The sequence below is a fragment of the Streptomyces sp. NPDC003720 genome (assembly GCF_042875075.1).
Taxonomy (GTDB): Bacteria; Actinomycetota; Actinomycetes; order Streptomycetales; family Streptomycetaceae; genus Streptomyces.
Genome location: NZ_JBIANZ010000001.1, coordinates 824611 through 837689, shown reverse-complemented (window position 1 = coordinate 837689; position 13079 = coordinate 824611). Strand labels below are relative to the sequence as shown.

The following is a 13079-nucleotide window of genomic DNA, read 5'->3' as shown; positions in this document are numbered from 1 at the left end:
GCATGTTGCAGCGGACGGCGGAGGAGGACGGGCACCCGGACACGGGCGCCACGGCGACGGAGGACGCGGAGGCCCGCAAGCAGCGGCTGCGAAGACGGCTCGAGCGTCTGCTCGGCATCGCCGCGACGGAGGGCAACCGGCTCACGCGGCTGCGCAACGGCGACGCGATCTTCCCGGCCATGCTCGAGGCGATCCGCTCGGCGCGGCACACCATCGACATGATGACCTTCGTCTACTGGCGCGGCGAGATCGCCCACGAGTTCGCCGACGCGCTGGCGGAGCGGGCCAGGGCGGGGCTGCGGGTCCGCCTGCTGCTGGACGGGTTCGGGGCGAAGGAGATCGAGCCGAGGCTCCTGAACGCCATGGACGAGGCCGGGGTCCAGGTCGCCTGGTTCCGCAAGCCGGTGCGGCTGTCCCCGCTGAAGCAGAACCACCGCTGTCACCGCAAGGCCCTCGTCGTCGACGAGAGCCTCGCCTTCACCGGCGGTGTCGGCATCGCGGAGGAGTGGTGCGGGGACGCCCGTGGGCCCGGCGAGTGGCGGGACACCCATGTGGAGGTGCGCGGACCGGCGGTGGACGGCATAGCCGCCGCGTTCGCGCAGAACTGGGCCGAGTGCCACGACACGCTCTACGACGACCGCGACCGGTTCGTCGAGCACGAGCAGCCGGGCGACGCCGTCGTGCAGGTGGTGCGGGGCTCGGCCAGCTTCGGCTGGCAGGACATGCAGACGCTCGTGCGGGTCGTGCTGACGTCGGCGCAGGAGCGCTTCCGTCTTTCCACGGCGTACTTCGCGCCCGACGACTACTTCGTCGACCTGCTGGCCGCGACCGCCCGGCGCGGCGTGCGGGTGGAGATCCTGCTGCCCGGTCCGCACACCGACCAGCGGGCCTGCCGCCTGGCCGGGCAGCACCACTACCAGCGGCTGCTGGACGAGGGCGTCGTGATCCGCGAGTACCAGCCGACCATGCTGCACACGAAGATCATCACGGTCGACTCGGTGGCCTCGCTGATCGGCTCCACGAACTTCAACCGGCGCTCCATGGAGCACGACGAGGAGGTCATGCTCGCCGTGCTGGACGAGGAGTTCACCGCCGGTCTGGACCGTGACTTCGACGAGGACGTGAAGCGCAGCGAGCCGGTCGACGCCGCGCGCTGGCGGCGCCGGCCGGTGCTCCAGCGGGCCCGCGAGCTCTCGGTCGCGCCGATCCGCAGGTTCCTGTAGGTGATGCGTCCTGTCCCGCCGGGCGCGGCGGGACAGGCGGCCGTGCCGGCCAGGTGTCGAAACCGAGTCCGGGGGCATCGGCGCAGTATGAATGCACAGTCATGGGCCCTGCGCGGACGGGGCAACGCCCGCCGCGCGGCCGACAGCACGGCGATGGCCGCGGCGGCCCGTTCGGGATTCGCCGCCCGAGGACTGATCTACCTGCTGGTGGGCGTGATAGCCCTGCAGATGGCGTTCGGCGGCGAAGGCGGCGGCAAGCAGGCCGACCGCGGTGGCGCGCTGAGTGAACTCGCGAACAAGCCGTTCGGCTCGGCGATGCTGTGGATCGTCGGCGTCGCCCTCGCCGGCATGGCGCTGTGGCGGCTGTCGGAGGCGGTGTTCGGCGGGGCCGGCGCGGACGGGCACAAGGCGTCCAAGCGGGCCATGGCCGCGGCCCGGGCGGTGTTCTACGCCTTCCTCTCCTTCTCGGTCCTGTCGTACGCCGCCGGCGACAAGGGCAGCGGCAGCGGCTCCTCCGACCGGAACACCGACGACGTCACCGCCACCGTGCTGAAGTGGCCGGGCGGACAGTGGATCGTCGGTCTCGCCGGGGCGGCCGTGGTGGTCGCCGGGCTGTGGATCGCCGCCCGGGCCGTGATGAAGAAGTACCGCAAGCACCTGCGGACCGCGGAGATGTCCCGGAAGGCCAAGCGCTTCACCGACTTCTTCGGAGTCGCCGGCGGCACGGCCCGGGGTCTGGTGTTCTCCGTCGCCGGGGTCTTCGCGCTGGTCGCGGCGGTGCAGCACCAGCCCGGCAAGGCCAAGGGCATGGACGACACGCTGCGCTCGTTCCGCGACATGCCGGCCGGTCCGTGGCTGCTCGCCCTCGTCGCCCTCGGCCTGGCCGCGTTCGGCGTCTTCTCCTGGTGCAACGCCCGCTGGCGCGAGGTCTGAACCGGCCTCCCCCGGCCGGTCGCCCGCTCAGCCGGGCAGCGGCATCGTGGCCGTGACCCGTTTGCCCCGGTCGTCCCGGGTGACGCGCAGGCGCCCGCAGATCCGCAGCACGAGGTGCAGACCGCGGCCGCCCATGCGCTCGGCGTCCACGGGCCGGACCACGGGCGGGCGGTGGGAGGTGTCCGAGACGGTGACGCGCAGTTCGCGCCGGCCGGGTGAGATCTCCAGCAGCATGCCGCAGGGGCCGGGAGCGTGGCGCAGCGCGTTGGTGATCAGTTCGCTGACCACCAGTTGCGCGTCCTGGCTGGGACGCTGCGCGGGAGAGTGCCCGGCCCGGGCGAGGAGGGTGCGGACGGCGCCGCGCGCGTCGGCGATGCGCAGGGCCCCCTCGGCCCAGGTCGCGCTGAAGAGGAGCGCGTCCGCCGGCCCGGCGGCGCTGCCGGCCGGGCCGTCCGGTGGGACCGCCGTCCTGTGCGGCCCCGGGCCGCCCTCGCCCTCGTGCGTCACGGACATTCCGTCCCCCTCGGTGTTCCAGGCATCCTTCCCGTCATTTCAGGTGGTGCACCGCGCCTCAGGAGGTGTCGCTGGGCAGCGCGCTGTCGCGGGAGTCGGTGATCGTGAAGTGCCCGATGGTGCCGCTGATGGTCAGCAGCCGGACCAGGCCCTCCTGGAGCGGGCCGAGGATCACGAACTCGCGGCCCCTCGCGCGGTGGCGGCGCTGGGCGTCGAGGAGGGCGCTGAGCAACTGGCTGTCGCCGAAGGTGACACCGGAGAGGTCCACCACGGTGGTGGGCAGATCGGACTCGTCGGCCTCGGCCCAGGCCGCGCGCAGCAGGTCGCACTCGTCGTAGTCGACCTCCCCGCGCACCCTGATCTCCAGGACGTGCGCGTGCCGCGCGACCTGCACCGTTGTCTCGGATCCCCACCGCATGCCGTCATCCTGCCATCCGCGGTCGGGCGAAGGCGAGGCCGGTGTCACGAGACCACCGCCCCGGTGCGGCCGCCCGCTTCCGGCGGCCCCGGTTCACCCGCGGCGACGGGTGCCGTGAGGGGTCCGAGCACGTTGGTGTGACGCAGCATGCGCTCCAGGACGTCGGGCCGGTTGTCCAGGTGCAGCGCGGCGCCGGCCGCCCGGGTGTGCCGGTGGATCATCAGCAGCGCGGACAGTCCCATGGAGTCGATCCAGGTGAGCGCGGCGAAGTCCAGGCGCACATGACGGGGGGCCGGCTGCTCGGCGAGGCCGTCGACGACGGTGTCCACCAGATCGTCGCAGGTGTCGTAGTCGAGTTCCCCGGACACGCGCACGGTCAGGGTGGACGGCGCGCTGTCCGTGGCGAGGCCGAATTCGGTGGCAGGGTGCTGGGTCATACGTGCAGGTCGGGTCCGGATGCGTGAGCGGGCGAGTGGGCGCGCTCGAGAAGGGCGGTGACGCCCTCGCGGAGCATCTTCAGGGTACGCGGGAAGTCGCGCAGCCGGTCGGACAGCGCGTCCAGGCCGCTGACCAGGGAGAGCGCCGGAACGCTCCGCGCCTCGAGGATCTCGGCGGTCCACAGCAGGAAGCCGGTGAACACCTCGGCGTCGTCGACGTAGAGCGCCGTGGCCAGGAAGCCCACGATGTGCGCGATGTCCTCGGCGGTCCGCTCCCGCTGCTCGTCGCTGTACGCACGCAGTGCGGGGAAACGGTCCTCCAGGTCCTGCAGCGTCTGTTTGACGAGCGTGCCGCGCGACTGGACGACCATCGTGTACTCCTGGTCGGCCAGGTGCGGCAGGTCGTCCACGATCTGCCGGGCGGCGGCCGGGTCCGGGTGCGGCAGGTCGGCCTCCAGTGCCGCCGCCGCGCCGCGGGCGTCGGCCGCCCACCGGTCCGCGCCGAGCGCGTACGCGTAGCGGCCCCGCGGGCCGAACGCGCGGCCGCCGGCCAGTACCGGGACACCGACCGCCTGGCAGGCCGTGATGGCCGCGTGCGCGGTGGGCAGGTGGGTGGGGATGGACCCGGACAGCAGCACCGCACGCGGGTTGGTGTGGTGCAGGTGGGCGACCAGATGGGAGGTGGGGGTCTGCGCTCCCAGATAGTCGACCTGCCAGCCGCGCAGGCGCAGTACCTCCGCGACCAGCCGGGCGGGGAAGGCGTGCCACTCCCCGTCCACGCAACTGACCGTCACCCGTCCGCGGTACTCGCGCGGGTGCGGGCCGGCGTCCTGGCGATGGGCCAGGGCGGCGACCACCCGCTCGTTGATCGCGGTGGCGGCGTGTTCCTGGGCGACGCTGATGCGGTTGGCGGCCCACTCGGTGCCGACCTTGGCCTGGACCCGGGCGATGACGTCCAGCAGCAGGGTCTCCTCGTCGACGCCCTCGGCGAGAGCGCCGTGCACGATGCCGACCGCGCTGTACTCGTCGCCGTCCACGACGGCCCGCCAGAGCCGGTCCTCAGTCCCGCCCACCTGTATCGGAAGGCTCACCTGCGCCTCCCGCCGCGCTCGCCGGCGCCGCCGTGGTCCGCGGCGCCCGCCGGCGCCCCCGCGGGGACGCCCTTCGCCGGGGCGCTGACGGCGACGGTCGCCATGTCGTCGTGGCGGCCCGTGCCGATCCACTGGGCGGCGATCATCTGCACCCGCTCCACCACGGCCTCGGCCGGCATTCCGGCGCACTCGGCCAGGGTCCGGCGCAGCCGCCGCTCGCCGAACATCTCGTCGCCGAGCGGCCCGCCGCGCGCCTCGGTGATGCCGTCCGTGTACAGCAGGCAGGTCTCGCCCGGGCCGAGCACCACCTCCACGCCGACCGAGCTGATCTCCGGCAGCGCGCCGACCAGGGTGCCCCGGGTGGGCGCCTCCTCCACGGTGCCGTCGCGGCGCACGATCAGCGGCGGCAGGTGTCCGGCGCTGGTCAGCCGTACGTGCACCCGGTCGTCGCGGCGGCGCACCGACGCCAGCACCAGGGTGGCGAACCGGGTGTGCTGGGTGGTCAGCAGGGCGCCGTTCAGCAGTTTCAGCACCTCGTCGTGGTTTCCGGCCAGGGGCAGCAGGGCGTGCAGGGTGTTGCGGATCTTGCCGGTGAGCACGGCCGCGTCCAGGCCCTTGCCCGCGACGTCGCCGAGCACGACCAGGGTCTCCTGGGAAGCCTCGGCGCCGGGGTGGAAGTCGTAGAAGTCACCGCCGACGCGCTCTTCGTCCCCGGCGGGGCGGTACTGCCCGGCGTACTCGACCCCGTCCACCGTGTGCAGGGCGGGCGGCAGGAGCTCGCGCATGAGCGTGGCCGTTATGGCGGTCTGCTCGGTGTACAGGCGGGCGGCGGACAGGGCGGCTCCGGCCCGGGCGGCGAACAGCCGGGCGAAGACCTCCTCGCCCTCGGTGAAGACCCGCTCGGTTCCGGAGCGGAGCAGGATGAGGGCCCCGGCGGGGACGCCGTGCCCGGGCAGCGGGGTGACGATCACCGAGCCGACGGGTCCTTCGAAGCCGTCCGGGACCACCCAGTCGGGAAGGCCGTCGGGGTCGATCCACCTCGCCGGGACCGGCGGGAACCCCTGCAGGGCCTCCGCCAGACCGTGCACGGCGCGCGGGTCGATCCGCCGCAGGGCCCGCTGGACGGGACGCCCCCGCTGGGCGTAGGTCAGGATGTGCCGGCGCCCCTGCGGGGGCAGCACGAGCACCGCGGCCTCGGCCAGGTGCTCCGCGGCCATGCCCACGGTCGCCTCGGCGCAGCGCGGCACGTTGAGGGTGGACAGCAGTCTGCTGGACACGGCCGACAGGACGGCCACCCGCTCCTGCGAGCTGTGCAGGGCGCTCTCGGCCACCCGCCGGTCGGTGTCGTCGATGAGCCACCACACGACGCCCCCGTCCTCCGACGGGGTGGCATGCGCCTCGTAACGGCGCTCGTCGATCTCTCCGGTCAGCGGGCCGGTGAAGGCACCCGCCGGTCCTTCGGTGAGGCGCTGGTGGGCCGCGGACAGCCAGGACGGCACCAGGTGCTGTGGCGCGCCGTCGCCGTTCCCGTGCGGCAGGAGCCGGCGGGCGGCGGCGTTCAGGCCGGCGAGACCGCCGTTCCGGTCGATGACGAGCACCGGGTAGGGGGCATCACCCCAGGTCGCGCCGACGTTGACGCCGGCGTCCCGCGGGTCGGCAAAAGAACTCGGGGAAGCGCACACAAGCGGGGGCACGCGAGCCGCGCGCCCCACCACCTTCCTGCGTCAGGGGATGTTGTCCTTTGGCAACCGTCCCGCATCCACCGCCCGGAAGCAAGCCGCCCCCAGGCATTCGCGCACCGTCAGGACGACGGCGGCGGCGCCATGGCCCAGCGGATGGTACGGGTGAGCAGATGACCGGCCGGGCGCACCGTGAGGTCCTCCACCAGGGGGACCCGGGGCAGGCGCAGCAGCTCGCGGGCCCAGTCGGGCAGGAGGTTCACGGCGTTCGCCGCCAGAGCGCCGTACAGGGGGCGCACCGCGAGCGGCACGGGCGGTTCGAGGAGCAGGAAGCGGGCCACGGCGCGCGCCTCGGGGGTGGCCCGGAGTTCGGGCCGGTAGCGCTCGAGCCGGTCGGACAGGGCCCGGCGGTCGCGTGGCGGGTCGCTCACCCCGAGGGCCTCGGCGACGAGCGCGGTGTCGGCCGCGTAACCGTCGTACCCGGCCGCGTCGAGGCGGTGGGCGCCGTAGCGTTCGTGGGCGCGCAGGAAGCATTCCGTCTCTGCGGTGTGCACCCAGCCGAGCAGGTGGGGGTCGGCGGCGTGGTAAGGCTCACCCCGCCGGGTGCGCCCGCGCACGTTCTCGTGGATGCCGCGGACCTGGTCGACGGCCGCCTGTGCGTCCGCCGCCGTGCCGTAGGTGGTGACGGCCAGGAAGGCGCTGGTGCGCTGCAGCCGTCCCCAGGGGTCGCCGCGGTAGCCGGAGTGGGCGTCGACGGCCGCCATCGCGAGGGGGTGCAGGGACTGCAGCAGCAGGGCGCTCACCCCGCCGATGAACATCGAGGCGTCGCCGTGGACGGTCCTGATGGGCCGGTCGGGCCCGAACCAGCGGGGACCGGGGGTGTCATGGATGCGGGCGCGGGTCTCCCGTCCGTCGGGGCCCGCGACCCGGCGGAAGAGCATCGCCCCGAGTCGGGTGCGCAGGTCCGGCAGCACGGCTTCTCCCGTCTCCCGTCGACCGCCCGCGTCACTCGCCGGCGGACACCCCGTCTCGTTCCCGGTCCGATCGCGGCCACACATACGGCAGGTCGTCGGGCACGCCGGGGAACGCGTGCCCGTAGGTCTCGGGGTCCTTGCGGACGAGCGCGGAGCGGTGGCTGCGGTGGAAGTCCTCGTCGCCGAGCCAGGGCGGCAGCTCGCCGGCCGCCTCGAGAACCGCCTGGTCGCGCACGGGGACGCCGGGGCGCTCCGCGGCGAGGCCGGCGACCAGCGAGGCGGCGCAGCTGTCCTGGTGGCCCCGGTCCCGCCAGACCCGGCAGATCTCCAGGCCGTAGCGCACCAGGGCCTCCTCGTACCCGGTCCACATGCGCACGGCGGGGTGCCGGCGCCATCCGTATCCGGGGACGGTCAGGCCGCGCAGGACCTGGAGCGCCTCGACCCGCTGTTTGCCGAGGCGCCGGCGGTCCAGGAGCAGGGCGGAGCGGTGGAAGTCGGGGTCGGGCAGGAATGTCTGCATGGGGGCCGTCCTCGCCTTCCGCGGTGGTCCGCGTCACTTCTTGCGCAGGGCGGACGGCTTGTGCACCGCCCGCTTGCCCGACTTCGCGCTGCGGACCTCGTACTGCGGGTCGTCGGGCGAGGCGTCCACCGTGCGTCCGGCGGCCTCGGTGCGCTTGGTGAGCTTCCGCTCGACCTCGCCCTCCGTGCTGCTCCCGTGGCTCTTCCAGGCCACCTTGTCGCCCTTGGAGAGATCGTCGCCGGAACCCTCGCGCTTGCTTCTGGCCATGGTCATCGGTCCTTTCGGGCCCCCCTGCCGTGGTCGTCGGTCGTTGCGCCGGGTCCCCCGTGTCATGGCCGTCAGTCCTCGTGTCCGACGGCACGGGGCACGGCGCGGACCGGCGTCGCCGTCGGTCGGCCCGGTGTACGGGCCGGGCAGCGCACCTGCGAACCGGGCCCGATGCACGAGGCGGGCCGCGCACCTGCGAACCGGGCCCGGTGCACGGGTCCGGGCCGCGCGCCTGCGGATTCGGCGGGCCGCAGCGCGCCTCCGCGGGCAGGGGGCGGTTCCGGGACCACCCCGGGGCAGCCCGGCCCGCGCCGGTCGGACGAGCCGCGGCCACGCAGGTGCTCACCTCGCCGTACGGCGTCGCTCCGGAGGGGGTGAACGACTCGTCCGGCTGGCACGGACCGGCCGCCAGCGGGCGCGAACCGGCATTCAGCGGGCGCAGGAGGGCCACCGGGCGGCCGCGAACCGGCAACCAGCGGGACAGGCCGACCCCCAACGGGCACGGACCGGCAACCAGCGGCCACAAGCCGACCCCCAACGGGCACGGACCGGCAACCAGCGGCCACAAGCCGACCCCCAGCGGACGCGGACCGGCAACCAGCGGGCCGTCGCGGTCGGCTCCCCGACCGCTCGGCCCCGTTCACACCGTCTCCTCCCCCGCGCGGCCCATGAAGCCGACCAGGGCCACGACCAGCAGGTCGAACGCCACGAGGACCGTCAGGGAGACGCTGAACGCGTGGGGGGCCGTGGCCGGGCCGGAGTGGTCGGAGACCAGGCGGAAGAAGATGCCGCCGGTCAGGGCCGTGCCCACGGTCGCGCCGATCTCCTGGGCCGTGGTGAGGATGCCGGACGCGGCGGCCGCGTGGTCGGGGCCCACGGGAGCGAGGACCATGGCCGACAGCGGAGCCATCGTCAGGCCCATGCCGACGCCGGCCACCAGCAGCGGCGGGGCGAGCAGGGCGACCTCGCCGCCCGCGCCGATCTCCCCCACCAGGGCGGCGAGTCCGCCGTAGCCGAGGGCGACCAGGAAGGCGCCGACGGCCGGCGCCCACCGGCCCAGCCGGCTCACGGCCCTGCCACCGAGGGCGGTGGCGCCGAAGAAACCGGCGCCCATCGGGAGGTACATCAGGCCCGAGCCGAGCGGCGACATGCCGCGCCCCTGCTGGAGGTAGAGGGACAGCACCAGGAAGCAGGCGCCCATGGTGGCGAAGTAGAACATCATGGCCACCAGGCCGACGGAGAACGTCCGCGAGTGGAAGAGCGTCGTGTTCACCAGGGGTGAGCCGCCGCGGACCGTCCCCCGGTGCTGTTGCAGCGCGAACGCCCCGAGTACCGGCACCGCCGCGGTCAGGCAGAGCACCGACCACAGCGGCCAGCCCAGTTCGCGGCCCTCGGTCAGCGGCAGGACTACGGCGACCAGGCCCAGCATGACCAGGAGCATGCCGACGACGTCCAGACCGGCCCTTCCGCCGCCGCGCGACTCGGGGACCAGCCGGGGCACCAGCACCACCGCCACCAGCCCGATGGGCACGTTGACCAGGAAGATCGCCCGCCAGCCGAGACCGCCCGGGTCGAGCGCGATCAGCGAGCCGCCGATGAGCTGCCCGAACACGGCGGCCATGCCGATCGCGAGGCCGTAGACGTTGAACGCGACCGCCCTGGCCCGCCCTTCGTACATCGCGCCGAGCAGGGCGAGCACCTGCGGGGTGACGAGGGCTGCGGCGACCCCCTGGAACACCCGGGCGGCCACGAGCTGTTCGGGGTTCTGCGCCAGTCCGGCGCAGGCGGACGCGGCGGTGAACAGCGCGAGTCCGAGCACGAACAGCCGCCGCCTGCCGTAGAGATCGCCCATCCGGCCGGACGTGATCATCAAGGTGGCCAGCGGCAGGCCGTATCCGGCGAGGACGAACTGCACGGCGACGGAACTCGCGTGCAGCTCGCTCTGGATGTCGGGCACGGCGACGTTCACGATGAAGAAGTCCAGCACCGTGATGAAGGTGCCGAGCGCCACCAGCACGAGCGGACTCCAGCGCGGCGACTCCGCGAAGGACGCGGCGGGCCCCTCTCTCAGCTCCGTCCCGGACAACTCCTCAGTAGCCATGAATGCCCCCTCGGGGATTTCTCCCACTACGTTTCGAATGGCGTGCGTCCGCCCGTGCCCGGTTGCTCGCGACCAAGGCACCCGGGAACCGAAAGCATCTTCCCATACGACTTAAGGAAAGAATTCAGCCATGTCAGCGCCGCGTCAGCGGCCCTGCTCAAGCTGGGCGGGATCCGCATTCACAACCTCAGGGAAAGCGCTATCCGAGCCGACCGTGCAACGAGAAAGGGAATCATGATCCACGCTCCGGCGACCCCCATGGAGTGGCCGCTCCCGCGCACGTGTCCGATGTCCCAGCCTCCCGCTCTGGCCGAGTACCGCGACGGCCCGCCGCGTGAGGTCCGACTCCCCGACGGCCGGCACGCCTGGCTGATCACCCGGCACGCCGACGTCCGCCAGGCCCTCGCCGACCCCCGGTTGAGCGTCGACGACCAGCACCCGAACTGGCCGAATCGACTCTTGTTCCCGGTGCCCGCGAGAGCGGTTTCCTTCTGGCGCATGGATCCGCCCGAACACGACGTCTACCGGCGGATGGTGGCGCCGGAGTTCACCGCCCGCCGCACCCGGATACTCCGCCCCCTCATCGAGTCGGTGGCGGACGAGTTACTGGACGAGATGACCGGGCGTACCGGCCCCGTGGACCTCCACTCGGCTTTCTCCCTGCCGCTCCCGTGCATCGTGATCGCCCGGATGTTCGGAGTTCCGGACGAGGACATGAACGAATTCAAGGCGAATACGAGCGCCATACTCAACCAGGCGGAACCGGAAAAGGCGATCGAGGCGTTCATCGCCACCACCGAGTACCTCGCACGACTGGCCGAGGTGCGGGCCGGCGAGCCGAGGGACGACCTGCTCAGCCGGCTGACCGTCGACTACGTCCGCACCGGCCGGCTCTCCGGCGAGGACCTGGTGGCGCTGGTCCGGCTGATGCTCATCGCCGGGCACGAGACGACGGCCAACCAGATCGCCCTCGGCATCTTCACCTTGCTGGACCGGCCCGACGTGCTCGCCGAACTGCGCGCCGATCCGGGCCTGTTGCCGAACGTCGTCGACGAACTGCTGCGCTACTGGTCGATCGCCCAGGATAACGTTGTCCGCGTCGCCGCCGGGGAGCTGACCATCGGGGGCACCCGCATCGCGGACGGGGACGCCGTGATCATCTCCGTCCCGGGCGCCAACCACGACGAGACCGTCTTCGCCGCCGCGGCGGACTTCGACATCCACCGGGACAACAGCCATCACCTCGCCTTCGGGCACGGCACACACTTCTGCCCGGGCGGCCCGCTGGCCCGGATGGAACTGGAGGTGGCCATCAGCGCCGTCTTCCGGCGTCTGCCCGGACTGCGGCTCGCCGTGCCAAGCGAGGAGGTCCCCGTCAGCACCGACACCCTCGTCTACGGCCTGAAGAGCCTCCCGGTCGTCTGGTAGCCCCCGGCCGACGAGGAGCAGGAGTTCGGGGCCGGCGGCAACTGGGAGCGCTCCCACACGCCGTCGGCCCGCAGGACCCGCCACACACCCGCAAGACCGCCAACCGTGCGAACGCAGCACCCACGAAACGAGGTACGAGATGGAACAGCCGAGGCCCGAGCGCACCACGGTCGTGTCCCGCCGGACGGAGGTGGCGGCATGAAGGTCAGCGTGTCCACCGCCGGCAGCCGCGGCGACTTCGAACCGTACGTGGCCCTCGCCCAGGGGCTGATCGACGCCGGTCACGAGGTGACGTTCGCCGCGCCCCGCGACGCCCGCCGCCTGGTCGCCGGGACGGACGCCGAGTTCGTCGAGATGGATCTGGAAGTCCGCGAGGTGCTGCGCTCGGAGGAGGGCAGCCGCTGGCTGGCCGCCGGGAACGTGGAGGCGTACCTGGCGGGCATCGCGAAGATGCTGTCGGAGGCCCGGCACACCATCGGCGCCTCGGTGCTGGCGGCGGCCGAGGGCGCGGACGTCCTGGTCACGGGCGTCAACACCGAGGACTACGCGCTCGCGGTCTCCCAGTCGCGCGGCACACCCGTCGTCCTCGGGCACCTGACGCCGTGGCTGCTGACCGACGAGTTCCCGCAGCCCCTGACCCCGCAGGCGGTGCCGGAGGGAGTACCGGCCGAGCAGTACCACCTCCAGACCCACCAGGTGGCCGAGGACGTGTACTGGCAGGGCAAGAAGGACGACATCAACGAGTTCCGCGCGTCGCTCGGCCTGCCGCCGGCCCCGAGCGCGGCGCTGACCTGGACCCTGGACCTGGGCCTGCCGACGCTCCAGGCTTTCAGCGAGCAGGTGGTCCCGCGCCCGCACGACTGGGCGCCGCAGAACACGGTCACCGGCTTCTGGCGGCTTCCGCACGCGGTGCGCGAACGGGTGGGCGAGGCGGTGGTCCCCGGCGGGCTCGCCGACTGGCTCGCCGCCGGCCCGGCCCCCGTGTTCCTCGGCTTCGGCAGCATGCCGGTGCTGGACCCGCCGAAGCTCGTCGACCTGATCGTGCGGGCCGCCGGGCGCACCGGACTGCGGCTGCTGGTCGGCGTGGGCTGGTCGGACCTGTCCGGGCTGACGGACGACCTGCCGGAGAACGTGCGGCTGGTGGGGGCCGTCGACCACGACTGGCTGTTCCCGCGCTGCCGGGCCGTGGTGCACCACGGCGGCGCCGGCACCACGGCCGCCGGCCTGACCGCCGGACTGCCCACCTGGATCTACACCGTCTTCAGCGACCAGCCGTTCTGGGGCGACCGCGTGGCCCGCCTCGGCGTCGGCGGGTACGCGAACTTCCAGGAGTTCGGTCTCGACCACCTGGTGGGCGTGCTGGGCCGGCTGGTCGGCGACGACCTGCGCGAGCGCGCCGCCGCCATCGGCGAACGGCTCCGTGCCGAGGACGGCGTGGGCACGGCGGTCGATCTGATCGGCAAGCTCGCCGACCGGGGCTGACGCGCCGGCGAGT

The 13079-nt window shown here is 73.3% G+C and carries 13 protein-coding genes; 4 read left to right on the top strand and 9 right to left on the bottom strand.

The window, feature by feature from the left end; genetic code table 11:
• Positions 1-2: 2 nt before the first annotated feature.
• Both ACFYU0_RS04105 and ACFYU0_RS04100 read left to right on the top strand, forming a co-directional pair.
• The gene (locus ACFYU0_RS04105) at positions 3-1223 is read left to right on the top strand and encodes a phospholipase D-like domain-containing protein (RefSeq protein ID WP_351663173.1); all 1221 of its coding nucleotides are present in this window, start codon (positions 3-5) and stop codon (positions 1221-1223) included.
• A gap of 87 nt (positions 1224-1310) precedes the next feature.
• On the top strand, positions 1311-2156 hold the full coding sequence (locus ACFYU0_RS04100; protein ID WP_351663170.1) for a DUF1206 domain-containing protein: 846 nt from the start codon (positions 1311-1313) through the stop codon (positions 2154-2156).
• A 27-nt stretch (positions 2157-2183) separates the two neighbouring features.
• Here ACFYU0_RS04100 and ACFYU0_RS04095 read toward each other — a convergent pair whose 3' ends face one another.
• The 9 genes from ACFYU0_RS04095 to ACFYU0_RS04055 form a co-directional block, all read right to left on the bottom strand.
• Positions 2184-2669, bottom strand: a complete 486-nt coding sequence (locus ACFYU0_RS04095) for an ATP-binding protein (protein WP_351663167.1) — start codon at positions 2667-2669, stop codon at positions 2184-2186.
• Between the two features lie 58 nt (positions 2670-2727).
• The gene (locus ACFYU0_RS04090) at positions 2728-3087 is read right to left on the bottom strand and encodes an STAS domain-containing protein (RefSeq protein ID WP_389297612.1); all 360 of its coding nucleotides are present in this window, start codon (positions 3085-3087) and stop codon (positions 2728-2730) included.
• A gap of 44 nt (positions 3088-3131) precedes the next feature.
• On the bottom strand, positions 3132-3524 hold the full coding sequence (locus ACFYU0_RS04085; protein ID WP_351663161.1) for an STAS domain-containing protein: 393 nt from the start codon (positions 3522-3524) through the stop codon (positions 3132-3134).
• A complete protein-coding gene (locus tag ACFYU0_RS04080; protein ID WP_351663158.1) occupies positions 3521-4615 on the bottom strand; it encodes a B12-binding domain-containing protein in 1095 nt (364 codons plus the stop codon). Before ACFYU0_RS04080 ends, ACFYU0_RS04085 begins: the two co-directional genes overlap by 4 nt.
• A complete protein-coding gene (locus ACFYU0_RS04075) occupies positions 4612-6309 on the bottom strand; it encodes a PP2C family protein-serine/threonine phosphatase (protein ID WP_389297609.1) in 1698 nt (565 codons plus the stop codon). Before ACFYU0_RS04075 ends, ACFYU0_RS04080 begins: the two co-directional genes overlap by 4 nt.
• Before the next feature lie 107 nt (positions 6310-6416).
• Positions 6417-7235, bottom strand: coding sequence for an oxygenase MpaB family protein (locus tag ACFYU0_RS04070; protein ID WP_389297975.1), 819 nt, complete (start codon positions 7233-7235; stop codon positions 6417-6419).
• 64 nt (positions 7236-7299) lie between these two features.
• Positions 7300-7788, bottom strand: coding sequence for an MSMEG_6728 family protein (locus ACFYU0_RS04065; protein WP_389297608.1), 489 nt, complete (start codon positions 7786-7788; stop codon positions 7300-7302).
• 33 nt (positions 7789-7821) lie between these two features.
• Positions 7822-8055 carry a DUF2945 domain-containing protein gene (locus ACFYU0_RS04060; RefSeq protein WP_351663149.1) on the bottom strand — a complete coding sequence of 78 codons (234 nt, stop codon included), beginning with the start codon at positions 8053-8055 and terminating at the stop codon, positions 7822-7824.
• Positions 8056-8695: 640 nt separating this feature from the next.
• Positions 8696-10156: an MFS transporter gene (locus ACFYU0_RS04055; protein ID WP_389297606.1), complete on the bottom strand. Its 1461-nt coding sequence runs from the start codon at positions 10154-10156 to the stop codon at positions 8696-8698.
• 234 nt (positions 10157-10390) lie between these two features.
• Between ACFYU0_RS04055 and ACFYU0_RS04050 the strand changes: the two genes are divergently transcribed.
• The gene (locus tag ACFYU0_RS04050) at positions 10391-11584 is read left to right on the top strand and encodes a cytochrome P450 (RefSeq protein WP_351663143.1); all 1194 of its coding nucleotides are present in this window, start codon (positions 10391-10393) and stop codon (positions 11582-11584) included.
• 198 nt (positions 11585-11782) lie between these two features.
• Complete coding sequence (locus tag ACFYU0_RS04045; RefSeq protein WP_351663140.1) at positions 11783-13066, top strand: glycosyltransferase; 1284 nt, start codon at positions 11783-11785, stop codon at positions 13064-13066.
• The last annotated feature ends 13 nt before the right edge of the window (positions 13067-13079 follow it).